We start from the raw sequence: 25,231 nt of genomic DNA, 5'->3' as shown, positions 1-25,231 counted from the left end.
TTCCATGAGCGACACGCTTCTGACGGTCGAGGACCTGCGCGTCACCTTTCCGACCCGTACCGGCGAGGTGGAGGCGGTGCGCGGCGTCTCCTTCACGCTGGGGCGGGAGCGGCTCGGTATTGTCGGCGAGAGCGGCTCGGGCAAGTCGCAGACCGGCCGGGCGATCATGGGGCTGACGCCGAAACATGCGAGGATCACGGCGAAGACCCTGAATTTTGCCGGGCGCGATCTCCTGACGATTTCCGACAAGGAGAGGCGGGAGATCCGCGGCAAACGGATCGGCATGGTGTTGCAGGACCCGAAATATTCGCTCAATCCGGTGACGACGATCGGGCGGCAGATCATCGAGACGCTGAGAACCCATGAGAAAGTCTCCGCTGCGGAGGCGAAGGCGCGCACGCTCGCGATGCTGGAGGCAGTGCAGATCCGCGATCCGGAACGGGTGTTTTCGCTCTATCCGCACGAGGTCTCCGGCGGCATGGGCCAGCGCGTGATGATTGCGATGATGCTGATCTGCGGGCCGGAGCTCTTGATCGCCGACGAGCCGACCTCGGCGCTCGACGTGACGGTGCAGCTCGAAGTGCTCGGCATTCTCGACAAACTGGTGGCCGAGCGCGGCATGGGGCTGATCTTCGTGTCGCATGACCTGCGCCTCGTCTCGTCCTTCTGCGACCGGGTTCTGGTCATGTATGCGGGCCGCGTGGTGGAGGAACTGCCATCGGCGGACCTCTCCAAGGCGCAGCACCCCTATACGCAGGGGCTGTTGAACTGCCTGCCGGTGATCGGCTCAGACCGGCATCCGCTACCGGTTCTCGACCGCAAGAAGGAGTGGGCTCTATGACCGCCGTTCTTTCCGTGCGCGATATGGTCGTGACCTTCGATGAATTCACGGCGCTCGACCATGTGTCACTCGATGTCGCATCGGGCGAAAGTTTCGGCATTGTCGGCGAGAGCGGCTCGGGCAAGTCGACCTTGCTGAGGGCGGTGGCGGGACTGAATGCGTTCAGCGCCGGGACGCTTTCGATCAATGGCCAGCCCTATTCGGGACGCGGCCGGTCGAAGGAATTCTATCGCACGGTGCAGATGGTGTTCCAGGATCCCTATGGGTCGCTGCATCCTCGCCAGACGGTGGACCGGCTGCTTCTGGAACCGCTCGCTATCCACGGGTTCGACAATGTCGACCAGCGGATCATGCGGGCGCTGGACGAGGTGGGGCTCGGTTCCGGTTTCCGCTTTCGCTATTCGCACCAGTTGTCCGGCGGCCAGCGGCAGCGCGTGGCGATCGCGCGGGCGCTGATCCTCGAACCGAAGGTGCTTTTGCTCGACGAGCCGACATCGGCGCTCGATGCCTCGATCCAGGCGGAAATTCTCAACCTGCTCGAACAGGCGCGCAAGGATCGCGGCCTGACCTTCGTGATGGTGAGCCACGATCTCGGCGTCATCCACCACATGTGCGAGCGGCTGGTGGTGATGAAATCGGGCAAGGTTGTCGAGACGGTGAAGGCGGCAGCACTCGAGAACCGCGATTTCTCGCAGGATTATACACGGCAGCTGCTCGTCGCCAGCGAAGGTTTTCGCCGGACCTGAACGCGTGCTCTCCAAACCCGGCTTGGGATTGGTCCAAAAGAGCATTGTGTGCAGCTGCGAATTGACTTTAGATCTACGCATCGCGCTTTCCGAAAATCGAATCCGATTGTCGGGCCGATACTGTAGATGCCGACATAACAGGCTGGAGCGCAGCCGCAGAGGGCAGGGGAGAACAATCTATGTCGAGGTCCATATTCCGGGCGGCCGGTGGTCATGGCGTGTTGAGGCGCAGCGTGCTGGGACTGGCGCTTGCCGCCGGCGTGGCATTCGTCGCGCCGCAGGCCTATGCGGCGGCGAAGACATCGGTGACGATCGGCATGGCGATCGAGCCGACCGGTCTCGACCCGACGATTGCCGCTCCCGTCGCGATCGGCCAGGTAACCTGGCAGAACATATTCGAAGGGCTGACGACCGTCGACGAAACGGGAAAGGTGCAGCCGCAGCTGGCCGAAAGCTGGGATATCTCGCCCGACGGCAAGACCTATACGTTCAAGCTGAGGAAGGGCGTGACCTTCCATAACGGCGTGGCCTTCGACAGTGCGGTGGCGAAATTCGCGATCGACAGGGCGCGGGGCGCCGACAGCGTCAATCCGCAGAAGCGCTACTATTCCTCGATCGAAAGCGTCGAGACGCCGGATGCCTCGACACTGGTGTTGAAGCTGAAGCAGCCGACCGGCAGCCTGCTCTACTGGCTCGGCTGGCCGTCGTCCGTCATGGTCGAGCCGAAATCGGCCGACGACAACAAGACGACGCCGATCGGCACCGGTCCGTTCAAGTTCGTCAGCTGGGCCAAGGGCGCCAAGGTGGATCTGGCGAAAAACCCGGATTACTGGAACAAGAGCGCGGACGTGAAGCTCGACAAGGCGGAATTCCGCTTCATCAACGACGCGCAGGCGCAGGCCGCTGCGCTGACGGCCGGCGATGTCGATGCGTTTCCCGAATTCGGTGCGCCGGAACTGGTCGACAGTTTCAAGGGCAGCGACAAGCTTGCGACCGTGATCGGCAATACCGAGCTCAAGGTCGTGGCCGGCATGAACAACAGCCGCAAGCCGTTTTCCGACAAGCGGGTGCGGCAAGCGCTGATGATGGCGGTCGACCGGGCGATGGTGGTCGAAGGTGCATGGTCGGGGCTCGGCACGCCGATCGGCAGCCATTACACGCCGAACGATCCCGGCTACAAGGACCTGACCGGCGTGTTTCCGCATGACGTCGAGAAGGCCAAGGCGCTTCTTGGCGAAGCGGGCTATCCGAACGGCTTCTCCTTCACCATCAAGGCGCCGCAGATGGCCTATGCGCAACGGACATCGCAGATCCTGCAGGCGATGTTTGCCGAGATCGGCGTGACGATGAATATCGAGACGACCGAGTTTCCGGCCAAATGGGTGTCGGACGTGTTCAAGGGCGGCAATTACGACATGACCATCGTTGCCCATGCGGAAGCGATGGACATCGATATCTATGCCCGCGATCCCTATTACTTCAATTACAAGAACCCGGCTTTCAACGAGGTGATGGCCAAGGTCGAGGCGAGCAGCGACCCGGCCGAACAGGCGAAGCTCTATGGCGAGGCGCAGACGATTCTTGCCAATGACGTGCCGGCGCTCTTCCTGTTCGTCATGCCGAAGCTCGGCATCTGGGACAAGAAGCTCAAGGGCCTGTGGGAAAACGAGCCGATCCCGTCCAACGTGCTGACCAAGGTGCATTGGGAAGAGTGAGGGCGTGACCCGCGGTTATTTTTCATCTGTGTGCATTCCGAGGTCCTGTTTTTCAAAGGATCTCACTGCAGTCATGTGGAGAAAGTCCCCCTCTGGCCTGCCGGCCATCTCCCCCACAAGGGGGGAGAAGATCTGCGGCACCCACCTGCCTCAATCGGGCCTCGGCGGTCAGGCTGGGTTAAGCCCTCCCCCTTGTGGGGAGGGTTGGGAGGGGTCTTTCTTGATGCGTCATTCGGCTAGCCCGCATGAGGAATGCGCTGGAGCCCGCGTCCCATGATCTCCATCCTCTCTCGCCGTATCGCAAGCCTCATCGTCACGCTCATCGTTGTGTCTTTGTTGATCTTCGTGGTGATGGATCTTCTGCCCGGTGATCCGGCGGCGGTGATGCTGGGCACTTCGGCGACGCCGGAGACGCTTGCGGCACTGAGGAGCCAGATGGGGCTCGACCAGCCGCTGGCTTTTCGTTACCTCGCCTGGCTGTTCGGCGTGCTGCACGGCGATCTCGGGCAATCCTATACCTATGGCGTGCCGGTGGCCGGGCTGATCGGCGAGCGGCTTTCCGTGACGCTGCCATTGGCGCTGATGGCGGTGGTGCTGTCGATCGTCATTGCCGTGCCGCTCGGTGTTGCGGCCGCCAGGCGGCATAATGGCATTGTCGACTTTGTTGCCGGGCTATTTTCCTACCTGTCGATCGCGGTGCCCGCTTTCTGGGTGGGCCTGCTGCTGATCATCGGCTTTTCAACCAAGCTTGGCCTCATGCCGGCGGGTGGCTTTCCTGGCTGGGATGCAGGGCTCTGGGCAGGGTTCAAGGCGCTGATCATGCCGGCCGTGGCGCTGGCGCTGTCGCAGGCAGGCGTGCTGACACGGGTGGCGCGCACCTCGGTGCTGGAGGTGATGAGCGAGGATTTCGTCCGTACCGCGCGGGCCAAGGGCTTAAGCGACCGGGCGGCGATCTGGGGCCATGCGCTGCCGAATGCGCTCATTCCGGTCGTCACCATGATCGGATTGCAATTCACCTTTCTCATCGCCGGCGCGGTGCTGGTGGAAAATGTGTTCAACCTGCCCGGCCTCGGACGGCTTGCCTATCAGGCGCTGTCGCAGCGTGATGTCGTCGTCATGCAGGACGTGGTGCTGTTCTTCTCGGCCATGGTGATCATCATGAACTTCCTCGTCGATCTTGCCTATCTGGCGATCGATCCGCGGCTGAGGGCGGCAGGATGAAGTCAGCCTTGCGCCGACCGGTCTTCGTCATCGGGGTTGTCATCACGCTCGCTCTCATTGCATTGGCGCTGCTGTCGCTGATCTGGACACCAGCGGCGCCGTCGAAGATCAACATCCTGCAGCGGCTGAAGCCACCGTTCGGTCCGGGCGGGTTTCTCGGTACCGACCAGTTCGGCCGCGACCTTGCCTCGATGCTGATGGTGGGGGCGTGGAATTCGCTTTCCACCTCGTTCATGGCGGTGGCGATCGGGGCTACGGTCGGTTCGGCTGTCGGCGTCATCGTGGCGATGCGGCGGGGTTTTCTGGAACTCGTCGTGATGCGCTTCTGCGACATCATCTTTGCCGTGCCGCCGATCTTGTCGGCTATGATGCTCGGCGCTTTCATCGGTTCGGGGCGGTTTACCGCCGTCATCGCGATTGCGGTGTTCATGGTGCCGGTGTTTGCGCGGCTGACGCTTGCCGCCGCCAAGCAGATATGGGCGCGCGACTATGTCACGGCGGCGATCGGCATCGGCCGTTCGCGGGCAAGGATCACGCTCGTGCATGTCCTGCCGAATATCGCCAACCAGATCATCGTGCAGGTGACGATCCAGCTCGGGCTGGCTATCCTCACCGAAGCCGGCCTTTCCTTTCTCGGGCTCGGCATGCCGCCGCCGGCGCCGACCTGGGGGCGGATGCTGGCCGACAGCCAGACGTTTTTCGGCCAGGCACCGTGGCTTGCCATACTGCCGGGGCTGGCGATTGCGCTGGCGGTGCTCGGCCTCAACATGCTGGGCGACGGGTTGCGCGACCTTCTCGACCCGCGTTCGAGATCAGACTGAGCCATTCTCGGTTTTTACCGTGCAGGATTGGAACAATCTCGGGTCTTTGCCGTTGACAGACCGCAGCCATTGGCATGCAGGTTTTGTCTTGACGCTACGGACGGGTAGGGGAGTTATTCATTGAACGACGTCGCAGAAAAGCCCAGGGCTACGAGAGCCCGGAAAAAGCCGGTTTCGCAGGCTTCGGCATCCGCCACGACGACTTCGTCCAAGGCCGCGCCGAAACGTTCCTCTACGGATGGGACCAAGGTAAGCGCGCGCAAGACCAAAGCATCGCCCGCAGTCAAATCGACCATGATCAAACAGGAGAACGTCATGCCTGCATCGACTTCCACGACGACCGAATTTCCGCGCAGCGCATCGGCTGCCTCGACCAAGGATATCGAGCTCCAGCTCGAACAGCTGCGTGAGGATATCGCATCTCTTGCCAAGACCGTTGCCGCAGTCGGCAATGAAAAGGCATCCGAAGTGAAGGGCAAGGCCAAGCGCGCCGCCGCCGAAGCGACCGATGCATCCTACCAGATTGCCGAGGCCGCCAAGAACCAGGCGATCAGCCTGGAGCAGGATCTGGAACGCCAGATCCGGGCGAACCCGATCCAGTCCGTGGCGATCGCTGCCGGTCTTGGATTCGTTCTCGCGCTCCTGACGCGTCGCTGATCATCGATGCTGACAACATTGGGGCCGCTGCTCGCATCCTTCATCGCGACGGATGTGGCAGCGCTGAAAAGCAAAATCAAACGGAACGCGATCCTTTACGGGATCGCGGCCGCGTTTTTGTGGACCGCCTATGGATTGCTGGTCGCTGCACTTGCCATCTATCTGGGTGAGCGCTGGGGCCTGCCGGTTGCGATGCTGGTGATTGCCGGCGGGATGATCGTCATGGCACTCGTCATCATCGCCATTGTGATGATCCTCAATGCCGTGGAGGAGCGGCGCAGGAAGCGTGAGGCGGCGATCAACGGCCAGAAGGCGCTGGCCGCCACGGCCGCACTTTCCGCCTTGCCATTGCTGATGAAATCCAAGCCGCTGATGCTGCTCGCCGCAGCCGGCGGGCTCGGCTTCCTGATGATGCAGGGCGGCAAGGGACCGCGACAGGGACCGCCACCGGCAGAGTGATTTCCGCAGCAGTTTTGAAGGGTGAAAGCCGCTCGGGGTCCGGGCGGCTTTTTTGCGTGTGCGGGTCGCGCACAGAGACTGGGAAGCGAGCGCATATATCAAGGAAAACCCCTCCCAACCCTCCCCACAAGGGGGAGGGCTTAACCCGGCCGAACCGCCCGTCATTCATTTGAGGCGGAGTGAGTGCCACAGTTCTTCTCCCCCTTGTGGGGGAGATGCCCGGCAGGCCAGAAGGGGGTGTCTCGGCAAGTACCTGCTTGTCACAAGGCTCGTAGAAGGTGCGAGCAGGCGGATGAGGGGCCTTCTTGATGAGGCATTCTAGAATTCAAACGGAAAGGCCGCCCGGAGGCGGCCTTTCTTGTAGAGCTAATCTGGATAACTCAACTGCCGAAGGCTCTCGCGGTGATGGCGGCATCGCCGGCATCGGGGCCGTAGTCGCTTTCGCCGGAAACGCCGAGCAGTTCCTGCAGGCGGGTACGGGCGCGCGAGACGCGGCTCTTGATCGTGCCGACGGCGCAGCCGCAGATCTCGGCGGCTTCCTCATAGGCAAAACCGGCAGCGCCGACGAGGACGATCGCCTCGCGCTGGTCTTCCGGCAGCTTGTCGAGCGCCTCGCGGAAATCCTGCAGGTCGAGGCGGCCATATTGTTCCGGGTGAACGGAAAAGCGCTCGGAGAACAGGCCGTCGCTATCCTGTACTTCACGGCCGCGCTTGCGCATCTGGCTGTAGAATTCGTTGCGCAGGATGGTGAAGAGCCAGGCACGCATATTGGTTCCGGCGGTAAAGCTCTTCTGGTTGGCCCAGGCCTTCATGATCGTATCCTGCACCAGATCGTCCGCCTTGTCGTGGCGGCCGGTGAGCGATACGGCGAAGGCGCGCAGGTTCGGCAGCGACGCGAGCAGGTCGCGCTTGAAGATGCGGTCGTCCGTGTCTGCCTTGGGGGGCTCGGCCTGGCTGCTCATTTTGCATCCACCGCCTTGGTCCGCGCCTTCTGGGCGTTTTCGGCCTCTTCCAGCCGTTCGAGCAGATCGAGGAAGCGGTCGGGAATGCCTTCTTCCTGAACCGCGTCATAGAATTCCTTCAGCTTCCGCGAGATGGAAGCGTTCGGCGCCATGGAGCCAGGTTTTTGTTGCTGAAGTGTCGTCATATCCTGCTTTTTTCTGGTCTCGTCACTCATCACGCGGGCGCCTGCTTACGAATTGTCGGTTGGAAAATGCATGAGATTAAAAAAAGTTCCGTCTTGCGGAACTTATTTTGCTCACCCACGTTAATCCAGCGTCAATGCCCAGTCGGGCCCAGGGGAGAATTTGTATGTCACTCACCACGCGCGTTGCGTCACACCTTCCGTACCTGCGCCGGTATGCCCGTGCGGTCACCGGATCGCAGACGTCAGGAGACGCTTATGTGGCGGCCGTTCTCGAAGCGCTGATTGCCGATGTTTCCATCTTTCCGGAAAGCTCGAAGGATCGCGTTTCGCTGTATAAACTCTTTGTCGCAATTTTTGGTTCCACCGCGATCGAGATCCGTCCGATCGAATCTCCTTTCGCATGGGAGCAGCGCGCGTCGGCCAATCTGTCGTCCATTCCATCGCAGGCGCGGCATGCGTTCCTGCTGATCTCGGTCGAAGGCTTTACCCCCGAGGAAGCCGCCGAAGTGCTGGATGTCAGCGTCGCGGACGTGAACAAGCTGCTCGACGAAGCATCGCGCGAAATTTCGCGGCAGGTCGCCACCGAGATCATGATCATCGAGGATGAGCCGCTGATCGCGCTCGATATCGAGCAGATGGTGCAGGACCTCGGGCATCGGGTCACCGGCATCGCCCGCACCCACAAGGAAGCGATCTCGCTGTTCCAGTCTTCGCATCCGAAAATGGTGCTGGCGGATATTCAGCTTGCCGATGGAAGCTCGGGCATCGATGCCGTCAACGAGATCCTGAAGAGCTCCAGCGTGCCGGTGATCTTCATCACCGCCTTCCCCGAGCGGCTTTTGACCGGCGAACGTCCCGAGCCGGCGTTCTTGGTGACCAAGCCGTTCAATCCGGATATGGTCAAGGCGCTGATTAGCCAGGCGCTGTTCTTCAACGAGGCGGTGAAGGCTGCCGCGTGAGCGGTTCGGCCCTCACCTTGATGCGGCGGGAACAATGTTCCACACACAAGGTTGTGGCATGTCGGTTGATGCGGCATGTCACCCCTTGTCTTTATCGTCTTGAGCCTATCCTTAAAGGTGGTCTGACACAGCGGGTTTCGGCATTCACTTGCCGCAGCCGGGGCGTCCCAAGCAAGAGCTTGCGGCCGTCTCCATCACGCCGCGTATTTCGGATCCGCCCGGTTGCGATGCAGCCGGGTGATCCCACAAGAGCAACATGTGCATCCGGCGTCGCCATCGGGGCGTCTTGCGGTGCATCTCTCATCCTCGGATGAGCCGGTAGATGGAGTGGTCACATTGGCGCGTCCGCTGACATGGCAGCAAGCTGGTCAGAGTGATGACAGGCTGCGGGAGTTTTTCATGCCCGCGCTCATCGACCTCGGCGCCAGCATCATCATCCAGAACGAAAAGCTCGATTATCTGTATTTTGCCAACCTGCCGGACGTCTGGTCGGTGGAACAGGCCATCGATCCGACGGACGAGAGGCTGTTCGGCGAAGAGGTGGCCGGCAAGCTTCTGGCGCTGAAACAAGGTATCCGCGAGAGCGGCAAGAAGGGCCATGTCGAAGTGACAGTCGGCTCCGACCAGATCTTCGAGTTTCGCGTCCAGGCGGTGGAGTTCCAGTCGGGCGGCGTGCATCTCGTCACGACAATCATAGACCGGTCGGAGGAGCGGCATCGCGAGCGGCTGCTGCGCGCGCTTTTAAGAGAAGTCAGCCATCGTTCGAAGAACCTGCTCGCCGTCATCCAGAGTATCGCGCTGCAGACGGCGCGTTATTCCGGCTCGCTCGATCTCTTCCTGCACAAGTTCCGGGGCAGGCTTTATTCGCTGTCGCAATCCCAGGACCTGATCACCGATTCCAGCTGGCGCGGCGCCTATTTCAACGACCTGGTGCAGCAGCAAACGGAAAAATACCTCCCCGACAACCGGCATCTGGTCAAGGTTTCGGGTGACAATGTGCTGCTGACGCCGAATGCTTCGCTGCATCTCGGCCTTGCCCTGCATGAACTGATCGTCAATGCGGTCAGCCACGGCTCGCTCTTGCGCGGCGCCCGGCCGGTCGAGATCGTCTGTACGCGGCTGCATGCCGACGGGCATGACTATCTGGAGATGAGCTGGGACGAGCGGCTGGTCGGAACCGCGAAGACCGAGGCGGCGGAAGAGGGGCTTAAGGCCCATTTCGGCAGTACGGTGCTGGAACGCGTCGTGCCTGCCTCGGTCAACGGCAAGGCTCAATATACGATTTCCAATGAGGGGATCAGCTATCACCTGCGGTTCCCGCTCGAGGCCGGCGGCGAATAGCTTTTCGCCCGCCTTGCGGCCGGCCTGACTGCTATTTCCAGAGCGCCCGCATTTTCCATAGCCATAAAACAGATCCGGCTCGGTTCCTGCTGGAACCGAGCCGGCTCGTCTCTTCGAGGGGGATTGAAGAGTTGTTCGAAGGCTTTTGTAGGGCGGGGGACGGGGGGGCGCCTTCGAACACTGTGATAACGAGCGGTCCGGAAGAAGGTTCCATCGTTTTATCGAAAAAAGTTTTGAGGCGGATTTTCCGAGTCTGGACATGTAAACGGCGGCTTTCGCCGCCGTTTTCTCGATGATCGTTCGCTGCGGCTCACCGTTTGACGGCGCGCGGGTCGAGCGCATCGCGAATGGCGTCGCCTATATAGTTGACGCTGAGGACGGTGAGCGAGATAGCGAGCCCCGGCCACAGCACGCGCGAGGGCGTCAATTGCAGGAAGTTGGCGCCGTCGAACAGCAGGCGTCCCCAGGTCGGGAAGTCGGAGGGGAAGCCGAGGCCGAGGAAGGAGAGCGAGGATTCCGTGATGATCGCCGAGGCGATGCCGAGCGTTGCCGAGACCATGATCGAGGACAGCACGTTGGGCAGGATATGCCTCAGCACGATGCGGTATTCCCGCATGCCGCTCGATTTGGCCGCCAGCACGAATTCCTGGCTCTTGACCGCCAGCACGTCGCCGCGAACGATGCGGGCCGTATGCATCCAGCTGGTGATGCCGATGACGACGACGATCAGGATGAAGATGCCGGTTTCCGGTCCGAAGGCCGCCCGCAGCGTATCCCGAAACAGAAGCAGGATGACGAGCAGCAGCGGCAGCAGCGGCAGCGCCAGGAACAGGTCGGTGATGCGCATCAGCGGGCCGTCGAGCCTGCGGAAATAGCCCGACAGGACACCGACCAGCGTGCCGAGGAAGAGCGCCAGCAGCATGGCGGTGATGCCGACGGCCAGCGAGATGCGGCCGCCGGCCAGAACCTGTGCCAGCATGTCCTTGCCGAGATTGTCGGTGCCGAACGGGTGGGCCAGCGACGGCCACTGGTTCTTGTCCTTGATGTTGATGGCATTGGGCGCCACCCGGTGGATATAGGGGCCGACATAGACGGACAGGACGATGAAGACGAAGACGACGAGGCCGGCGACGCCGCCCTTGTGGGCGCGGAACTGGCGCCAGACGTCGCTGAAGGCCGATCGCGTCGGGGTGGACGCGACAGCAGGTGCCGAGGTTGCGGTCGCATCAGTCATAACGGATCCTCGGGTCAAGAATGCCGTAGAGTACGTCGGCGATCAGGTTGAAGAGAACGATCAGCACCGCGAAGATGAAGGTGAGCGTTTGCACCAGCGGGATGTCGGCGCCCTGTACGGCGGTGATCAGCAATTGGCCAAGGCCGTTCACGCGGAAGATCTGTTCGGTGATGATGGCGCCGGAAAAGATCGTCGGCACGCCGAGCGCGATGACGGTGACGACCGGGATCAGGCTGTTGCGCAGCACGTGGACGAGCAGCACGGCCTTTTCCTTGACGCCCTTGGCGCGGGCGGTGCGAACATAGTCCTGGTGCAGGTTGTCGAGCATCGAGGCGCGCACGAAGCGGGCGATTTGCGATGCGTTATAGAGCGACAGGACCGCAACCGGAAGCACCATCTGTCTTATCTGTTCGACGAAGGTGGTGAAGTTCGTCACCTTGAGATTGGTGTCGTAAACCGATGGGAACCATTGCAGATAGGAGGAGAAGATGACGACCAGCAGCACGCCGGTGAAGAAGGTCGGAACCGAATAGCCGACCATCGAGACGAAGGTGCCGACCTGATCGAAGATCGAATATTGCTTGTAGGCCGAGATGACGCCGATCGGGATGGCGATGAGGACGCCAAAAACATAGGAGAGGCCGACGACCCAGAGCGTCTGCGGCAGGCGCTGGACGATGAGATCGACGACCGGGCTGCGGGTGGCCCAGGACAGTACACGCAGCCGCTCGCCGTCACCGAATTTCCAACCGGTCAGGCTTTCCAGGATGTTGAGCGGCTCGTTGATGAAGAACTGGTGCAGCCAGGCCAGATAGCGGAAGAAGAAGGGTTGATCGAGGCCGAGCGAGGCGCGGATCTGTTCCCTCACTTCGGGGGGAATGGTCAGCGGCAGTTCGCCGGTCGGGTCGTTCGGCGCGAGATCGAGAAGGGCAAAGATCACGAAACTGATAATGAGCAGCGTCGGAATTGCGAAGAACAATCGTCGCAGCGTGTATGTGAACATATGGGACTTTCTCCGGACTGCGTCTGCCCGATTGCCCTGGACCTTGACCGCCTCAAGAGGATGGCTTCGACCGGACGGCGACGCAGGATGCATAATTGCCAATGAGCCAGCCCCGCCCGGACAGCGGGGCCGATCATGTCAGGATCGCAGGCAGGTGTCGGGCCACAGGTTCCTGTGGCCCGACGGCCGGATCACTTCTGGCGATACCAGTCGGCGACGTTCCAGAGCTGGCTGTCCCAGGAGTTCATCTTGACGCCCTGGAGCGAGACGGCGAAAGCAGACAGGTCGCCGCGGTGGACGAGCGCGATATGGGCGCCGTCTTCGGTCAGCATGTCGTTCAGCTGCTTGGCAATCTCTGCGCGCTTGCCCGGCTCGGCGGTCTTGGAGAGGGTGCCGACGAGCTTGTCATATGCCGGGTTGCAGTAACGCGGAATGTTCTGGCCCTGCCAGCCGTTGGACGGGCCGGGCATCTGGTCGCACAGCCATTCGGCCAGGTATTTCTCCGGGTCGGTACCGTCGAAGTTGTTGGTGTACATTTCGACGTCGGCATAGAACTTCTGGAACGTGTCCGGGCTTGCCGGATCGCCCCCGAAGAAGACCGAGGCGGATGCGTTGCGCAGTTCGGCGCCGACGCCGATCTCGGCCCACATGGCCTTCACCAGTTCCTGGGTTGCCTGACGCACCGAGTTGGTCGAGGTGGAATAGAGGAAGGAGAGCTTGACGCCATCCTTGGCGCGGATGCCATCCGGCCCCATCTTCCAGCCGGCATCGTCGAGCAGCTTGTTGGCGCCGGCGATGTCCTGCTTCAGGCACCAGCTGTCGTTCTTGTGGGACGCGACGGCTTCAGGGGCGGGAACGATGTCGCAGGTCGGCTTGCCGGCTGCACCGTAGCCTGCCTCGACGATGACGTCGCGGTCGATAGCGAGCGACAGGGCGCGGCGAACTGCCGGATCCTTGAGGGCCGGGTGAGGGCCTGCTGCCGTGGTGGAGCGCTTGTCGCCGAGAGCCGGATCCGGGTTGGTCCAGTTCAAGTTGATACGCTCGACATTGGTGCCGAAGGAGGATTCGAGCCTGCCCTTGCCGGCCTTCATCATGGTGGCGAGCACTTCCGGCTCGACCATGGTGTTCCAGGCGTAATCGTATTCGCCGGTTTCGAGAACGGCGCGGGCGGCAGAGGCTGCGTCACCGCCGCCCTTCAGGGTGGCCGAGGCGAAGGCCGGCTTGTTCGGATCGCGATAGTTCGGGTTGGCCTTGAAGGTGATCACGTCGTTCGGCTTGAAGTCTGCGACGACGAAGGGACCGGTACCGATCGGGCCGAAATTGGCCGCGGTGCAGCCGGGAGCCTTGGCGCCGACGCAATCCTTGAACTGCTTGGCCTGGATGATCGGCGACTGGGCGCCGACGAAAGCGGAGTAAGGATAGGGCTTCGGTTCAGAGAAGGTGATCTTGACCGTATGCGGGTCAATGGCCTCGACATTCTTGACGCCTTCATACTGGGCCTTCTGGGCGCAGCCGCCGTCAGGCGCCGTGCAGTATTTCCAGGTGAAGATGACGTCGTCGGCAGTGAAGGGAGAGCCGTCCGACCACTTGACGTCGGGCTTCAGTTTCCAGGTAAGGCTGAGCAGGTCCTTGGACAGTCCGCCATTTGCCAGCGTGGGAATTTCGCTCGCGAGGAAGGGCACCAATTCGCCCTTTTCGTCGGTACGAGCCAGCGGCTCGATGACCATGGAGGAAGCGAATACTTCCTTCGTGCCGCCGGACAGGAACGGGTTCATGGTGGATACCGCCTGCCAAAACAGGATCTTCAGGTCTCCGTCCGTGCCGCGCGCCGCGTGCGCCGTTGCGCCCGAAAGCGCCAGCGCAGTGGCCGCTCCGGCCAACAGAAGTTTCAGTTTATGCATGCTGACTTTCCCCTTCGTGGTTCTCTTGACGAGTTTTGTGATTGGTTGCGGGTCTCTGCCGGGCGGTCTCCCGGAGCCTTGCGGTTTTCCGCTTGATGAGGCTCCTCCGCCGGGCATAATTTAGCGGCCCGTGATCAATAGTTCAGTCGCTCTAAGACACGTCCATCCCTTCACGTCAGGCGTGTATGACCAAATTTTGAGCCATCTAAGCATAGGCCTATTTTTCGTTCAAGAGCCAAAATTGAAGCTTGCAAAAGGCCGCATAAGCGTCGCAATATCCCTTCTACCAGAGTGGGAAGTTGTTAAAAATCAAAGAGGTGCCGTAATGCCCGTGATCAACCGAGTAGCTGAGATGCAGGATCAGGTCGCCGAGTGGCGTCGCCACCTGCACCAGAATCCGGAACTCGATTACGACCTTCCACAGACGTCGCAGTTCGTGGCCGACAAGCTCAAATCCTTCGGTTGCGATGTGGTCGAGACGGGTATCGGCAAAACCGGTGTGGTGGCGATCATCAAGGGTCGTCACGGCGATGGTCCGGTGATCGGTTTTCGCGCCGACATGGATGCGCTGCCGATCTTCGAAACCTCCGGCAAGCCCTGGGCGTCCAAGACGCCCGGCAAGGCGCATTCCTGCGGTCATGACGGGCATACGTCCATGCTGCTTGGCGCGGCGCAATATCTGGCCGAGACGCGCAACTTCAAGGGGTCGGTGGCGCTGATCTTCCAGCCGGCGGAAGAAGGCGGTGCAGGTGCGCTCGCGATGATCAATGATGGCTTCATGGACAAGTTCGACATCCGGCAGGTCTATGGCATGCACAATGAGCCGCATTTGCCGGTCGGCAATTTCGCCATCTGCAAAGGTGGCATCATGGCGGCGGCCGATGTGTTCGAGATCACCATCAACGGGCGCGGCAGCCATGCCGCCGAGCCGCATAACGCGATCGATCCGGTGCTGACCGCGTCCCATATCGTGATTGCATTGCAGTCGATCGTCTCGCGCGAGACCAACCCGCTGAAATCGCTGGTGGTGACGGTGGCGTCCGTTCATGGGGGTGATGCCAACAATGTCATCCCCGACAGCGTCAAACTGGTCGGGACGGTGCGCACGCTCCTGCCGGAAACCCGCGATTTTGCCGAGAAGCGGCTGACGGCTGTGGCGCAGGCGACCGCACTTGTCCATGGTGCCACGGCCGATGTCGTCTATCGCCGGGGTTATCCGGTAACGATGAACCATGCGGCGGAAACCGAGTTCGCTGTCGAGGTCGCCAGCAAGGTGGTCGGACCCAAGGCAGTCGAAGGCGACACTGCGCCGCATATGGGGGCCGAAGACTTTTCCTACATGCTGGAAAAGCGGCCGGGTGCCTTCATTTTCATCGGCAACGGCGACACCGCCAACCTGCATAACGCAGCCTATGATTTCAATGACGAAGCTATTCCCTTTGGCATAAGCTACTGGGTAACGCTTGCCGAAACCGCGCTTGCGGCCTGATCCACCCATATCCGATCCAGAGAACCAGGGAGAGGCCGATGCTGCTTTCCGGAAATGCAATGGAAGAGGGTGGCGGCTCGGTCCCGCCCGTTCTCTCGGTGAAGAACCTGTCGACGTCCTTCCGGGTCGGGGACGAGTGGAAGACGGTGGTGCGCAACATCTCCTTCGATGTGGCACCGCGCGAGACGGTGGCGATCGTCGGCGAATCGGGTTCGGGCAAATCCGTCACCTCGCTGTCGATCATGCGACTTCTGCCGAAGAAGACCAGCCGGCTCGAAGGCCAGGTCTTCCTGCAGGGCAAGGAGCTTGTCTCTCTCCCGGAAGAGCAGATGCGTCGGGTGCGTGGCAACGACATCTCGATGATCTTCCAGGAGCCGATGACCTCGCTCAATCCGATCTTTCCGATCGGGAAGCAGATTTCCGAGGCGCTGACCGTCCACAAGGACATTTCCAAGGCGGAGGCCAAGGCAGAGGTCATACGGCTTCTCGAAAAGGTACGCATCCCGAACGCCAAGGGCCGGTTCGACGAATATCCGCACCAGTTTTCCGGCGGCATGCGACAGCGCGTGATGATTGCCATGGCGCTCGCCTCGCGCCCGAAGCTTCTGATCGCCGACGAGCCGACCACGGCGCTCGACGTGACGATCCAGGGACAGATCCTCGACCTGATCAAGCAATTGCAGGAAGAGGAGGGCATGTCCGTCCTGTTCATCACCCATGACATGGGCGTGGTGGCGGAAGTCGCGGACCGGACGATCGTGATGTTCCGCGGCGACCAGGTCGAGGCGGGTGCGACCGACGACATCTTCCATCGCGGCAAGCATCCCTATACGCGGGCGCTTCTGTCGGCCGTGCCGCGGCTCGGGTCGATGGGCGATCGCAAGCTGCCGCTGCGTTTCCCGGTCATCGACATCAAGACCGGCGAGCAGCAGCCGCTCGTCGACGTGACGGATACGGTGGCAAAACAGAAGACGCCGATCCTCGACGTCAAGGACCTGACGACGCGCTTCGATATCCATTCCGGTCTGTTCGGTCGCAAGAGCGGAGCCGTGCATGCGGTGGAGAAGGTGTCCTTCACGCTGCATGAAGGCGAAACGCTGTCGCTTGTCGGCGAATCGGGCTGCGGCAAGTCGACGACCGGACGTTCCGTCACGCGGCTGATCACGCCCACTAGCGGCAATGTGGTGCTCGACGGTTACGAGGTGATGAAGCTCGACCAGTCGTCGCTGCGGCGCATGCGCCGGTCGATCCAGATGATTTTCCAGGATCCGTTCGCTTCGCTCAATCCGCGCATGAGCATCGGCTCGGCGGTGATGGAGCCGTTTATCGAGCATGGGCTCGGCACGAAGGCCCAGGCGCGCGACAAGGCGGCGGCGTTTCTTGAAAAGGTCGGCCTTTCCGCCGATATGATGAAGCGCTTTCCGCACGAATTTTCCGGCGGCCAGCGGCAACGTATCGCGATTGCCAGGGCGCTGATGCTCGATCCGAAGGTGATTGTCGCCGACGAGGCCGTTTCGGCGCTCGACGTATCGATCAAGGCGCAGGTCTGCAATCTTCTGCTCGACCTGCAGCAGAGCCTGAAGCTCGCCTATCTGTTCATTTCGCATGACATGGCGGTGGTGGAACGTGTCAGCCACCGGGTGGCGGTCATGTATCTCGGGGAGATCGTCGAGATCGGGCCACGGGCGGCGGTGTTCGAAAACCCGCAGCATCCCTATACGAAAAAGCTGATGGCGGCGGTGCCGGTACCGGATCCGTCGCGCCGGTCGATCAAGCGCAACATGTCGACCGACGAGATCAAGAGCCCGGTCCGCGCCGTCGATTACGTGCCGCCGGTGCGTGAATATCGCGAGGTTTCCTCCGGACATATCGTGCAGGTGGGGTAAGCGCTTCTGCCTTATGTCATCTGGCGATAGCGCTATGCGCCGCGATCAGCCCTGCCGTCTTCAGGAGAGCGGGGCGGGCTCGCTTGCGGTGGCGACGTGCTTGCGCGACAGGCCGTAATGGCGCTCGAGCATTTCCCAGGTCTCGTCCATTGCATAGGTCGCGGAGATGACCGGCAGGCCGATATGGCCGAAAAAGATCGACAGCTGCTTTTCCGCCTGATGGGTGGGGATGCCGGCAATCTGCTGGCTGTAGATGACCGAGACAAGGCCGGTGCGGTCTGCACCGCTGCGGCAATGAATGAGGATCGGCTTTGGCGCATCCCTGAGGATTGCCACCAGTTCATCCGCCTGGGCTGCGGTCAACTGTCTCGAAGCCAGCATGGCGAAATCGATATGCTTGATGCCGAGCTTGCCGGCTGCCGCCACCTCATCGTCATACCAGCGCGAATCCTCAGCTTCGCCGCGCAGGTTGACGATGGTGCGGATGCCGTATTGCCTGGCATATTCGGCGATCTGCTGCGGGCTCGGCTGGGCGGAGCGATAGAGCTCTCCGGCGATGACGGTGTGGAAATTGCCGGACAGTTGCAGGTAGCCGAGATAGCCGCCAAGTCCGAGTGTTGCGATGCCGAATGCAGCGGCTCCGCGAAGGAGCCATTTCTTCATGCCGGTATATGCCATCTTGCCGTTTCACCTTGTTGGACAAGGCAGGTTTCCCTGCCGCTTGTCACGAGGCATCGGCTTTTAAACTGACATCCACCTGAACGGCCGAGGTGGTGGCATCAACACAGTGGCTGGCCGATATCGGCCATCGCGTTCACGGCGAGCGGAACTCGACGCCTATGGCATTCATGCGGCGCCAGCGGATATCGCATTCGAAACGGCGGCCGTCCGAGAGTTCGAGCGTGAAGCTTTCGGGGATGACAAGGGCATTTTCGACCTTGATCATCGCGCCGCCTTCGGACAATTCCTTGACGATGCCATCGAAGGCCGAGTTGTGATCATTGAATAAGATCTTGGCGCCGAGGAAGGCTTTCGATCGCGGAAATCTGCGCTGCTGCTGCAATTTATTGGACTCAATTGAAACCTGTCAAATCGGAGAGAGTCTAACGTTTTTGGCAGCGGAGAGGAAATCCCGCAAACGAGCCTGTCACTTTTCGGGTTGGCGGAGGGGGTTCTCGCCGCTCAGTCGCCGGTTTCCCAACCGAGCATGGCGCGCTTGCGGGTAAGGCCCCAGTGGTAACCGGTCAGTGCACCGTTTCTGGCGACCGCCCGGTGGCAGGGAACGACGAAGGAGATCGGGTTGGCACCGACGGCTGCTCCGACCGCGCGATTTGCGGTCGGCTGGCCGATGTCGTTTGCGACGTCCGAATAGGTGACGGCCTTGCCATAGGGGATCTTCAACAGGCTCTGCCAGACCCGGACCTGGAAATCGGTGCCGATCAGCACGACGCGCAGCGGCCGGTCGCAGAGCCATTTCGAGCGATCGAAGACGCGGGCGACATAGGGTTCGGTCGCAGCCCTGTCCTCGACGTAGGTGGCGTTCGGCCAGCGGCGGGTCATGTCGTCGAGCGCTTCCTGTTCGCCACCCTGATCGGCAAAGGCGAGGCCGGACAGGCCGCGGTCGGTCGCCATGACGAGGGCGATACCGAAGGGGGAGGGATGAAAACCGTAGCGGATCGTCAGGCCGCCGCCCTTCGCCTTCCACTCGCCGGGCGACATGGCTTCGTGGGTGACGAAGAGATCGTGCAGACGTCCGGGACCCGAGAGGCCAACCTCATAGGAGGTCTCCAGCAGCGGCAGGCCCTCCTGGCCGAGCAGACGCTTGGCATGGTCTATCGTGACCGCCTGCAGGAAGGCTTTGGGGGAAAGTCCCGCCCAGCGGGTGAAAAGCTTCTGCAGCTGCGTCGGCGACTGGCCGATTTCGGCGGCAATCGTGTCGAGAGAGGGCTGGTCGCGGTAATCGAGCGTGATCATCTCGATCACCTTGCGCACGGTCTCGTAATCGGACCCTTCGGGGGTAACGTCGACTGCGGGCGTGGCAAACTGAGCGATGGCGTCCATTGGGGTTCTCCTTTCGCTCATATCTGGCCTTTTCATGCTGCCGATGCCACCCGTTTCTTGCTTGACCCGCGACAGGATCACAGCCGTCGCGTGACGCTTGAAAGCGCGTTGCGGAATGCCCTGGCAAAACTCTCGCGATCATCGGAGTTGAGGAAGGAGCCGATATCGGTGCGGCGGCCCTGGCCCGTCACATGCATGGCGGTGATGCCGAATTCCGCGTGCCGGTCGACGCTGAAGCGTGCCCAGAAGGGGTTGAAGCGGTATTCGATCATCCGGCCGCGGGCCGAGAACTTGCGGATCGAGACATTGCTGCGCGACACGGTGACTTCCTCGCGCTGACGGCTGGAGCGATAGCTGAGTTTCAGCGCGATATAGAGGCCGAGGAAATCGAGCCCGAAGAACAGGCCGATCGGCCATGCGCCGGTTGCAGCGAAGAATATGCCGTAGAAGGCGCAGACCACGCCGGCAAGCGCCAGCACGAGCTTGAAGCCGGTCTTTCCGAGTGACCGGTAGGGGGTGAGTTCGGCGGCAAAGACAGGGGCGTCTTGCGGCATCTGCGCGTTGCTTTCCGTCATGGAGCGTGACTATACAATCTGATGGCCATTCCCAAACTCAAATCCAGCGCTTCCGTCACGAAAAAGTCAACGCGCATCGCGGCGAAGACGGCGGCAAAACCCGCCGCTGCCCGCAGGACGAAGCGCTACAAGCCCGCTTATTCCCATGAGGAAATGGTGGAGATCTTTCGCCGCTTCTCGATCCAGCGACCGGAGCCGAAGGGCGAGCTTGAGCATGTGAACCCGTTCACGCTGGTCGTGGCGGTGGCGCTGTCGGCGCAGGCGACCGATGCGGGGGTCAACAAGGCGACGCGGGCGCTGTTTAAAATCGCCGACACGCCGGAAAAGATGCTGGCGCTCGGCGAAGAGGGTGTGATTGCCCATATCAAGACGATCGGGCTTTACCGCAACAAGGCGAAGAATGTCATCGCGCTCTGTCGCATGCTGATCGACGAGTTCGGATCCGAAGTGCCGAAGACGCGCGAGGAGCTGACGCGCCTGCCGGGCGTGGGGCGCAAGACTGCCAATGTGGTGATGTCGATGGCTTTCGGCATTCCCACTCTTGCTGTCGACACGCATGTCTTCCGCATCGGCAACCGCTGCCTGATGGCGCCGGGCAAGACGCCGGACGAGGTGGAAGAACAGTTCCTCAGGGTAATCCCGGAACAGTATCTCTTCCACGCGCATCACTGGCTGATTCTGCATGGGCGCTATACCTGCAAGGCGCGCAAGCCGGAATGCGAGCATTGCGTCATCGCCGATCTCTGTTGCTCGCCGGAAAAGACATTCGACATCCCGGCGCCGCTGGTCGAATTGCCGCCTCAGGTGATCGGGGGCGCCGAAGGATAAGCCTGAAAGTTAGGATCGCGTTTCGACACCGCCTTGTGCAGATGCACCATCAGGCCGGCTGCAAACAGCGGCGTCAGGAGATTGACGATCGGGATCGCCAGGAAACAGGCGATGACGAGGCCGGCGATGAAGACGGTGGAGGAATATTTCGAGCGCAGCGAGCGTGCCTCTTCCGGCGAGCGGAAGCGCATGGCAGCGAATTCGAAGAATTCCCGTCCGAGCAGGTAGCCGTTGACGAGGAAGAACGCGACGAGGTTGACGCCGGGGATCAGGAGCAGGATCAGCGCGATGATGTTGCCGACGATGACGACGCCCAGAAACTTGATCGAGCCGATCATCGCCTTGCCGAGCGGCAATTCGTGTCCCGGCGGATCGGCGGGATAATCACGGGTCTCGACCACTTTTGCGACATCATCGAGAAAGAGGCCGGCAATCAGCGCGGTGATCGGGGCGATCAATAATGCGAGACCAAGGGCCAGGCCGATACTCGCCGCAACTGCGCCGATCAGTGTCAGCCATCCGGTCCATTCCGGCATGGCGGGGAAGAAATCGGCAAACCAGGGCCAGATGTAGAAGGCAAAGGTTTCGCGGAGAGCCACCCACAGGCCGACAAGGATCAACAGCGTCAGCCCCAGCGTCTTCCAGAAGGCCGAGCGCGTTTCGGGAGCGAGGAGGTTGACGAGGGCAAGGCGGGTGGCATCAAGGATCATTGAGTTTCGGCCCCTGGGGTCTACGGCGGATTGCCGGGCCAATGTAGGGTCGCAGTCAGATCCGTACAAGCGATCGGGTTGCCAGCCGGCTTGCGGTGTGGGCCTGCGGCGTTTGCTCGACGGGCATTGAAAAGCCTGAAAGCCCCGATATGTCTGGAGTGCGCGAACCGACAGGCCGGCGCAGCTTTAGGCATTCTTTACTCCTATTGATTTCAAGGCATGGCGGGGCTCCCGCACTACGCAGCATGGGACGAAAATCATTGCATATTCTGGGATGGATCGTCGCCATTGCGGCGATGGCGATCGGGGCGACCGTGATCGTGCTTCTGGTGCGGACCGCCACCTATGTGGACCCCTATCACCTGAGGGTGGCGGAGGCCGGCTATGTGCACAAGGAGGCGGAGGTCAACGGCGTCAAGCTGAGCTATGCGGAAGGACCGGACAATGGGCCGCCGCTGGTGCTGCTGCATGCGCAGTTCCTCGACTGGTTCAGCTACAGCCGCGTGCTGCCGCAACTCGCCAAGTCGTTTCATGTCTTCGATGTGGATTATCCCGGCCACGGCACGACGAAGACGCCGCCCGACTATCCGATGACGGCAGACCGGATCGGCGCCGACCTTGGCGATTTCATCGAGCAGGAGATCGGCGAGCCGGTATTCATTTCCGGCAATTCCTCGGGCGGGCTGCTTGCGACCTGGCTCGCAGCCAACCGGCCGGCGCTGATCAAGGCTGCGGTGCTGGAAGACCCGCCGCTGTTTTCCTCGGAATATCCGCGCATCAAGCAGACGATCGCCTATCGCGCCTTTGCGACCAGCTATAAGGCGGCACAGGAGAAAGCGCCCGATTTCCTGATCTACTGGATCCATGGCAACGCGACATTCTTTCGCAACAATGTCGGGCCGGGCACGCCTTTCCTGCTCGAACAGGCAATCAGGCTCTTCCGGCAATTCAATGCCGGCAAACCGGCGGAAATCGGGCTTTTGCCCAACAATACGGTGCGCATGCTGCTGCGCGGGCTCGACCAGTATGATCCCCGCTTCGGCGCGGCGTTTTACGATGGCAGCTGGAACCAGGGTTTCGACCATGCGCAGGCGCTGGCGAAGATCACCTGTCCCGTTCTGCTGCTGCATGCCAATTATACCGTACTTCCCGACGGTACGTTGAACGGGGCGATGAGCGACGAGGATGCCGTGCATGCGATGTCGCTTCTGAACAACGGTACATTCGAGAAGATCGATGCCAGCCATGTGATCAATCTCGACAAGCCGGAAGCGTTTACCGCAAGCCTCGAAAAGTTCCTGCTCAAGAAGTAGGAGAGCTACGCGATCTACAGGGTAAATTGGCGGGCCGCCCTGCCATCCAGCGCATCCCTGGGGAAATTTGCGGCCAGGTGGTCGATGAACTTTCTCACCGCCGGCGGCAGGCCGCGGCGGGTGGTGAAGACGAGATGGACGATGCCGGCCACGCCGCGCCAGGCGGGCAGGACGCGGACCAGCGTTCCGTCCTCCAGCGCTTGCCGGCAGGTGTGATCTGGCAGAAGCGCCACGCCGAGCCCTGCGGTGACGGCAGCCCGCACGGCGGAAAAATCGGCGCAGCCCATGCGCGGCGTGTGGCGGACCACATGCCTGCCGCCATCATCGGTTTCCAGATGCCATTCCACCTCGCTGGTATCGTCGCTGGTCGAGAGCGTCGGCACGGTGGCGAGCTGTTCGATATCGGCAATGCGGCTGGCGAGCTGCGGGCTCGCGACAAGGATGCGGATCGAGCGGCCGAGTGAGCGCATGGTGAGCGAGGCGTCGCTGTCAATTGCGGTGCGCACGCGAAGGGCGATGTCGATGCGTTCTTCGATCAGGTCGACCGGCCGGTCGAGCGCCAGAAGCTGTAATTGCACCTTCGGGTGGCGGTCGAGGAAGCTGTTGACGAGATCGGAGATCGGCTCGACCAGCCCGGTCGGGCAGCTGAAGCGCACCAGTCCTTCCGGCTCCGATTTCGCTTCGGCGACAACAATCTCCGCCTGCTCGGCCTCGGCCAGCATCGCCCGGCAGCGCTGGTAAAAGACCTTGCCGACATCGGTCACCCGGAAGCGGCGGCTCGATCGTTCGATCAGCCGGACGCCTAGGCGGGCCTCCAGTCCCGCCACCCGCCGGCTGAGCTTTGATTTCGGCTCGTGCAGGGCGCGACCCGCGGCGGCAAAGCCCCCATGCGCCACCACTTCGGCAAAATAGACAAGGTCGTTGAGGTCAAGCCGCATCATCGTTCTCCATATGGAACGCTGAGTGTCAATATTGCCGACTTTTGTTTCGATCGTTCCAGATGCATTTCTTATCCAGCGGAAAACGAACCGCAAGATCAAAGGAGAAAGACAATGACCAAGAAATTCGAAAACAAGGTCGTCATCGTGACCGGCGGCACCAGCGGCATCGGTCTTGCCACCGCCAAGGCCTTCGTCGCCGAAGGCGCATCGGTGTTCATCACCGGCCGCCGCCAGGAGGCGCTGGACGCCGCGGTGAAGTCGATAGGCGGCCGTGTGACCGGCGTGCAGGGCGACATGGGCAAGCTTGCCGATATCGATCGCCTCTATGATGCTGTGCAGCAGAAGCACGGCCATATCGACGTCGTCTTCGCCAATGCCGGCGGTGGCGAGTTTGCACCGCTCGGTGCGATCAGCGAGACGCATTACCAGTCGACCTTCGACAGCAATGTGAAGGGCGTGCTGTTTACCGTGCAGAAGGCGCTGCCGCTGATGCGGGACGGTGGCTCGATCGTCCTGACCTCGTCAACCACCAGCATTTCCGGTACGCCGGCCTTCAGCGTCTATTCCGCCACCAAGGCCGCGATCCGCAGCTTTGCCCGCAACTGGATCCTCGATCTCAAGGATCGTCATATCCGCGTCAATGCCGTAAGCCCCGGCGTAACGGAAACTGCAGGTGTCAATGAACTCTTCGGCGGAGGCGCACAGGCTGAAAGCACCAAAGAGTATCTGGCAACGCTCATCCCTGCTGGTCGGATAGGTCAGCCGGAAGAGATCGCCAAGGCGGTACTATTCCTCGCCTCCGACGATGCAAGCTTCGTCAATGGTGTCGAACTCTTCGTCGATGGCGGGCAGATGCAGATCTGACGGCGTAGTTGCGATCCGTCCGAGCTCGAAAATCGAGTTTCAGCCGCGCGCTCCGGGGAGCGCGTGGTTCTCACAAGGAGACTGGTGGTGACGTACGATATCAAGACATTGCTGACACGCAATCTGCAGGACATTTTCGGCGAAGGCGACGACGAGAAGCGCCGGCTCGCCGCGGCGGAGATTTTCGCGCCGGATGCGGCGTTCCACGAACCGCATGGGGTCTATCGCGGGACCGAGGAAATCGCGCGGATTGCCGGTGTCATCCGTGCCACCCATCCCGATTACCGCTATACGCATATTCGCGAACCCGAAGTCCTCGGGGAAGAAGCAGGGCGCGTGCAGTGGGTTTCGGGCCGACCGGGCGAGCCGCCGGCCTATGCAGGGACCGACTTCATCATTGCCCGCGACGGGCGGATTACCGACCTCTATCTGTTCTTCGATCCCTTGCCGGGCGAGGCCGATCTTTCGCAGGACAAGTCTGCGGTGAAAGACTGAGAGAACGCTCGCCGCAGCCTCGGC

General features: G+C 61.5%; 27 protein-coding genes. 15 read left to right on the top strand and 12 right to left on the bottom strand.

Features of this window, described 5'->3' with window-relative positions; genetic code table 11:
* The first annotated feature begins 4 nt into the window (after positions 1 to 4).
* From NCHU2750_RS15060 to NCHU2750_RS15040, 5 genes are all read left to right on the top strand, one after another.
* A complete protein-coding gene (locus NCHU2750_RS15060; protein ID WP_119941248.1) occupies positions 5 to 841 on the top strand; it encodes an ABC transporter ATP-binding protein in 837 nt (278 codons plus the stop codon).
* Positions 838 to 1,587 (top strand): ABC transporter ATP-binding protein, encoded by a 750-nt coding sequence (locus NCHU2750_RS15055; RefSeq protein ID WP_119941247.1) that lies wholly within the window; start codon positions 838 to 840, stop codon positions 1,585 to 1,587. Before NCHU2750_RS15060 ends, NCHU2750_RS15055 begins: the two co-directional genes overlap by 4 nt.
* Positions 1,588 to 1,766: 179 nt before the next feature.
* Entirely contained in the window at positions 1,767 to 3,302 is a 1,536-nt protein-coding gene (locus NCHU2750_RS15050; protein WP_119941246.1) for an ABC transporter substrate-binding protein, read from the top strand.
* A 273-nt stretch (positions 3,303 to 3,575) separates the two neighbouring features.
* Positions 3,576 to 4,523 (top strand): ABC transporter permease, encoded by a 948-nt coding sequence (locus NCHU2750_RS15045; RefSeq protein WP_119941245.1) that lies wholly within the window; start codon positions 3,576 to 3,578, stop codon positions 4,521 to 4,523.
* Positions 4,520 to 5,344: an ABC transporter permease gene (locus tag NCHU2750_RS15040; protein ID WP_119941244.1), complete on the top strand. Its 825-nt coding sequence runs from the start codon at positions 4,520 to 4,522 to the stop codon at positions 5,342 to 5,344. Before NCHU2750_RS15045 ends, NCHU2750_RS15040 begins: the two co-directional genes overlap by 4 nt.
* Positions 5,345 to 5,457: 113 nt before the next feature.
* Here NCHU2750_RS15040 and NCHU2750_RS15035 read toward each other — a convergent pair whose 3' ends face one another.
* Complete coding sequence (locus NCHU2750_RS15035) at positions 5,458 to 5,679, bottom strand: hypothetical protein (RefSeq protein WP_162939642.1); 222 nt, start codon at positions 5,677 to 5,679, stop codon at positions 5,458 to 5,460.
* Between NCHU2750_RS15035 and NCHU2750_RS15030 the strand changes: the two genes are divergently transcribed.
* Positions 5,660 to 6,001: an ElaB/YgaM/YqjD family protein gene (locus NCHU2750_RS15030; RefSeq protein WP_119941242.1), complete on the top strand. Its 342-nt coding sequence runs from the start codon at positions 5,660 to 5,662 to the stop codon at positions 5,999 to 6,001. The genes NCHU2750_RS15035 and NCHU2750_RS15030 overlap by 20 nt on opposite strands.
* A 6-nt stretch (positions 6,002 to 6,007) precedes the next feature.
* Positions 6,008 to 6,460 carry a hypothetical protein gene (locus NCHU2750_RS15025; RefSeq protein ID WP_119941241.1) on the top strand — a complete coding sequence of 151 codons (453 nt, stop codon included), beginning with the start codon at positions 6,008 to 6,010 and terminating at the stop codon, positions 6,458 to 6,460.
* A gap of 380 nt (positions 6,461 to 6,840) precedes the next feature.
* On the opposite strand, the gene NCHU2750_RS15020 is transcribed toward NCHU2750_RS15025, so the two are convergent.
* Both NCHU2750_RS15020 and NCHU2750_RS15015 read right to left on the bottom strand, forming a co-directional pair.
* Positions 6,841 to 7,422 (bottom strand): RNA polymerase sigma factor, encoded by a 582-nt coding sequence (locus NCHU2750_RS15020; RefSeq protein ID WP_119941240.1) that lies wholly within the window; start codon positions 7,420 to 7,422, stop codon positions 6,841 to 6,843.
* Positions 7,419 to 7,607 carry a NepR family anti-sigma factor gene (locus tag NCHU2750_RS15015; protein ID WP_162939716.1) on the bottom strand — a complete coding sequence of 63 codons (189 nt, stop codon included), beginning with the start codon at positions 7,605 to 7,607 and terminating at the stop codon, positions 7,419 to 7,421. Before NCHU2750_RS15015 ends, NCHU2750_RS15020 begins: the two co-directional genes overlap by 4 nt.
* Before the next feature lie 164 nt (positions 7,608 to 7,771).
* Between NCHU2750_RS15015 and NCHU2750_RS15010 the strand changes: the two genes are divergently transcribed.
* Complete coding sequence (locus NCHU2750_RS15010) at positions 7,772 to 8,566, top strand: response regulator (RefSeq protein WP_119941238.1); 795 nt, start codon at positions 7,772 to 7,774, stop codon at positions 8,564 to 8,566.
* Between the two features lie 399 nt (positions 8,567 to 8,965).
* Positions 8,966 to 9,907, top strand: coding sequence for a sensor histidine kinase (locus NCHU2750_RS15005; RefSeq protein ID WP_119941237.1), 942 nt, complete (start codon positions 8,966 to 8,968; stop codon positions 9,905 to 9,907).
* Positions 9,908 to 10,217: 310 nt separating this feature from the next.
* On the opposite strand, the gene NCHU2750_RS15000 is transcribed toward NCHU2750_RS15005, so the two are convergent.
* The 3 genes from NCHU2750_RS15000 to NCHU2750_RS14990 all read right to left on the bottom strand — a co-directional run bounded on the left by NCHU2750_RS15000 (position 10,218) and on the right by NCHU2750_RS14990 (position 14,045).
* Positions 10,218 to 11,141, bottom strand: a complete 924-nt coding sequence (locus NCHU2750_RS15000) for an ABC transporter permease (protein ID WP_119941236.1) — start codon at positions 11,139 to 11,141, stop codon at positions 10,218 to 10,220.
* Positions 11,134 to 12,144 (bottom strand): ABC transporter permease, encoded by a 1,011-nt coding sequence (locus tag NCHU2750_RS14995; RefSeq protein WP_119941235.1) that lies wholly within the window; start codon positions 12,142 to 12,144, stop codon positions 11,134 to 11,136. Before NCHU2750_RS14995 ends, NCHU2750_RS15000 begins: the two co-directional genes overlap by 8 nt.
* Positions 12,145 to 12,335: 191 nt before the next feature.
* Complete coding sequence (locus NCHU2750_RS14990) at positions 12,336 to 14,045, bottom strand: peptide ABC transporter substrate-binding protein (RefSeq protein ID WP_119941234.1); 1,710 nt, start codon at positions 14,043 to 14,045, stop codon at positions 12,336 to 12,338.
* Between the two features lie 325 nt (positions 14,046 to 14,370).
* On the opposite strand from NCHU2750_RS14990, the gene NCHU2750_RS14985 reads away from it, so the two are divergent.
* Together NCHU2750_RS14985 and NCHU2750_RS14980 are read left to right on the top strand one after the other, a co-directional pair.
* Complete coding sequence (locus NCHU2750_RS14985; protein WP_119941233.1) at positions 14,371 to 15,534, top strand: M20 aminoacylase family protein; 1,164 nt, start codon at positions 14,371 to 14,373, stop codon at positions 15,532 to 15,534.
* A gap of 38 nt (positions 15,535 to 15,572) precedes the next feature.
* Positions 15,573 to 17,420, top strand: a complete 1,848-nt coding sequence (locus tag NCHU2750_RS14980; RefSeq protein ID WP_119941232.1) for an ABC transporter ATP-binding protein — start codon at positions 15,573 to 15,575, stop codon at positions 17,418 to 17,420.
* Positions 17,421 to 17,480: 60 nt separating this feature from the next.
* Here the strand turns inward: NCHU2750_RS14980 and NCHU2750_RS14975 are convergent, their stop codons facing one another.
* The 4 genes from NCHU2750_RS14975 to NCHU2750_RS14960 all read right to left on the bottom strand — a co-directional run bounded on the left by NCHU2750_RS14975 (position 17,481) and on the right by NCHU2750_RS14960 (position 20,056).
* Complete coding sequence (locus tag NCHU2750_RS14975; RefSeq protein ID WP_502703794.1) at positions 17,481 to 18,098, bottom strand: dual specificity protein phosphatase family protein; 618 nt, start codon at positions 18,096 to 18,098, stop codon at positions 17,481 to 17,483.
* A gap of 136 nt (positions 18,099 to 18,234) precedes the next feature.
* Entirely contained in the window at positions 18,235 to 18,483 is a 249-nt protein-coding gene (locus tag NCHU2750_RS14970) for a PilZ domain-containing protein (RefSeq protein WP_119941231.1), read from the bottom strand.
* 119 nt (positions 18,484 to 18,602) lie between these two features.
* Complete coding sequence (locus tag NCHU2750_RS14965) at positions 18,603 to 19,481, bottom strand: methylated-DNA--[protein]-cysteine S-methyltransferase (protein WP_119941230.1); 879 nt, start codon at positions 19,479 to 19,481, stop codon at positions 18,603 to 18,605.
* 77 nt (positions 19,482 to 19,558) lie between these two features.
* Positions 19,559 to 20,056 (bottom strand): DUF2244 domain-containing protein, encoded by a 498-nt coding sequence (locus tag NCHU2750_RS14960; RefSeq protein WP_119941229.1) that lies wholly within the window; start codon positions 20,054 to 20,056, stop codon positions 19,559 to 19,561.
* A gap of 21 nt (positions 20,057 to 20,077) precedes the next feature.
* Between NCHU2750_RS14960 and nth the strand changes: the two genes are divergently transcribed.
* The gene (nth, locus tag NCHU2750_RS14955; RefSeq protein WP_119941228.1) at positions 20,078 to 20,884 is read left to right on the top strand and encodes an endonuclease III; all 807 of its coding nucleotides are present in this window, start codon (positions 20,078 to 20,080) and stop codon (positions 20,882 to 20,884) included.
* Here nth and NCHU2750_RS14950 read toward each other — a convergent pair.
* Positions 20,857 to 21,594: a sulfate transporter family protein gene (locus NCHU2750_RS14950; RefSeq protein ID WP_119941227.1), complete on the bottom strand. Its 738-nt coding sequence runs from the start codon at positions 21,592 to 21,594 to the stop codon at positions 20,857 to 20,859. The genes nth and NCHU2750_RS14950 overlap by 28 nt on opposite strands.
* Positions 21,595 to 21,854: 260 nt before the next feature.
* Here NCHU2750_RS14950 and NCHU2750_RS14945 point away from each other — a divergent pair, with 260 nt between their 5' ends.
* Positions 21,855 to 22,907, top strand: a complete 1,053-nt coding sequence (locus NCHU2750_RS14945; RefSeq protein WP_205583856.1) for an alpha/beta fold hydrolase — start codon at positions 21,855 to 21,857, stop codon at positions 22,905 to 22,907.
* Between the two features lie 14 nt (positions 22,908 to 22,921).
* Here NCHU2750_RS14945 and NCHU2750_RS14940 read toward each other — a convergent pair whose 3' ends face one another.
* Positions 22,922 to 23,848 (bottom strand): LysR family transcriptional regulator, encoded by a 927-nt coding sequence (locus NCHU2750_RS14940; RefSeq protein ID WP_205583855.1) that lies wholly within the window; start codon positions 23,846 to 23,848, stop codon positions 22,922 to 22,924.
* A 111-nt stretch (positions 23,849 to 23,959) separates the two neighbouring features.
* Here NCHU2750_RS14940 and NCHU2750_RS14935 point away from each other — a divergent pair, with 111 nt between their 5' ends.
* Positions 23,960 to 24,712: an SDR family NAD(P)-dependent oxidoreductase gene (locus NCHU2750_RS14935; protein WP_119941224.1), complete on the top strand. Its 753-nt coding sequence runs from the start codon at positions 23,960 to 23,962 to the stop codon at positions 24,710 to 24,712.
* 87 nt (positions 24,713 to 24,799) lie between these two features.
* Positions 24,800 to 25,207, top strand: a complete 408-nt coding sequence (locus NCHU2750_RS14930; protein ID WP_119941223.1) for a nuclear transport factor 2 family protein — start codon at positions 24,800 to 24,802, stop codon at positions 25,205 to 25,207.
* Positions 25,208 to 25,231: the final 24 nt, after the last annotated feature.

Source organism: Neorhizobium sp. NCHU2750 (genome assembly GCF_003597675.1).
In the GTDB taxonomy this organism is placed as follows: domain Bacteria; phylum Pseudomonadota; class Alphaproteobacteria; order Rhizobiales; family Rhizobiaceae; genus Neorhizobium.
This window is presented reverse-complemented; position numbering and strand designations above follow the sequence as displayed.

Coding starts and splice junctions, on each gene's coding strand:
- NCHU2750_RS15060 (WP_119941248.1), top strand. CDS start 5: ATGAGCGACACGCTTCTGACGGTCGAGGACCTGCGCGTCACCTTTCCG.
- NCHU2750_RS15055 (WP_119941247.1), top strand. CDS start 838: ATGACCGCCGTTCTTTCCGTGCGCGATATGGTCGTGACCTTCGATGAA.
- NCHU2750_RS15050 (WP_119941246.1), top strand. CDS start 1,767: ATGTCGAGGTCCATATTCCGGGCGGCCGGTGGTCATGGCGTGTTGAGG.
- NCHU2750_RS15045 (WP_119941245.1), top strand. CDS start 3,576: ATGATCTCCATCCTCTCTCGCCGTATCGCAAGCCTCATCGTCACGCTC.
- NCHU2750_RS15040 (WP_119941244.1), top strand. CDS start 4,520: ATGAAGTCAGCCTTGCGCCGACCGGTCTTCGTCATCGGGGTTGTCATC.
- NCHU2750_RS15030 (WP_119941242.1), top strand. CDS start 5,660: ATGCCTGCATCGACTTCCACGACGACCGAATTTCCGCGCAGCGCATCG.
- NCHU2750_RS15025 (WP_119941241.1), top strand. CDS start 6,008: ATGCTGACAACATTGGGGCCGCTGCTCGCATCCTTCATCGCGACGGAT.
- NCHU2750_RS15020 (WP_119941240.1), bottom strand. CDS start 7,422: ATGAGCAGCCAGGCCGAGCCCCCCAAGGCAGACACGGACGACCGCATC.
- NCHU2750_RS15015 (WP_162939716.1), bottom strand. CDS start 7,607: ATGACGACACTTCAGCAACAAAAACCTGGCTCCATGGCGCCGAACGCT.
- NCHU2750_RS15010 (WP_119941238.1), top strand. CDS start 7,772: ATGTCACTCACCACGCGCGTTGCGTCACACCTTCCGTACCTGCGCCGG.
- NCHU2750_RS15005 (WP_119941237.1), top strand. CDS start 8,966: ATGCCCGCGCTCATCGACCTCGGCGCCAGCATCATCATCCAGAACGAA.
- NCHU2750_RS15000 (WP_119941236.1), bottom strand. CDS start 11,141: ATGACTGATGCGACCGCAACCTCGGCACCTGCTGTCGCGTCCACCCCG.
- NCHU2750_RS14995 (WP_119941235.1), bottom strand. CDS start 12,144: ATGTTCACATACACGCTGCGACGATTGTTCTTCGCAATTCCGACGCTG.
- NCHU2750_RS14990 (WP_119941234.1), bottom strand. CDS start 14,045: ATGCATAAACTGAAACTTCTGTTGGCCGGAGCGGCCACTGCGCTGGCG.
- NCHU2750_RS14985 (WP_119941233.1), top strand. CDS start 14,371: ATGCCCGTGATCAACCGAGTAGCTGAGATGCAGGATCAGGTCGCCGAG.
- NCHU2750_RS14980 (WP_119941232.1), top strand. CDS start 15,573: ATGCTGCTTTCCGGAAATGCAATGGAAGAGGGTGGCGGCTCGGTCCCG.
- NCHU2750_RS14975 (WP_502703794.1), bottom strand. CDS start 18,098: ATGGCATATACCGGCATGAAGAAATGGCTCCTTCGCGGAGCCGCTGCA.
- NCHU2750_RS14965 (WP_119941230.1), bottom strand. CDS start 19,481: ATGGACGCCATCGCTCAGTTTGCCACGCCCGCAGTCGACGTTACCCCC.
- NCHU2750_RS14960 (WP_119941229.1), bottom strand. CDS start 20,056: ATGACGGAAAGCAACGCGCAGATGCCGCAAGACGCCCCTGTCTTTGCC.
- nth (WP_119941228.1), top strand. CDS start 20,078: ATGGCCATTCCCAAACTCAAATCCAGCGCTTCCGTCACGAAAAAGTCA.
- NCHU2750_RS14950 (WP_119941227.1), bottom strand. CDS start 21,594: ATGATCCTTGATGCCACCCGCCTTGCCCTCGTCAACCTCCTCGCTCCC.
- NCHU2750_RS14940 (WP_205583855.1), bottom strand. CDS start 23,848: ATGATGCGGCTTGACCTCAACGACCTTGTCTATTTTGCCGAAGTGGTG.
- NCHU2750_RS14935 (WP_119941224.1), top strand. CDS start 23,960: ATGACCAAGAAATTCGAAAACAAGGTCGTCATCGTGACCGGCGGCACC.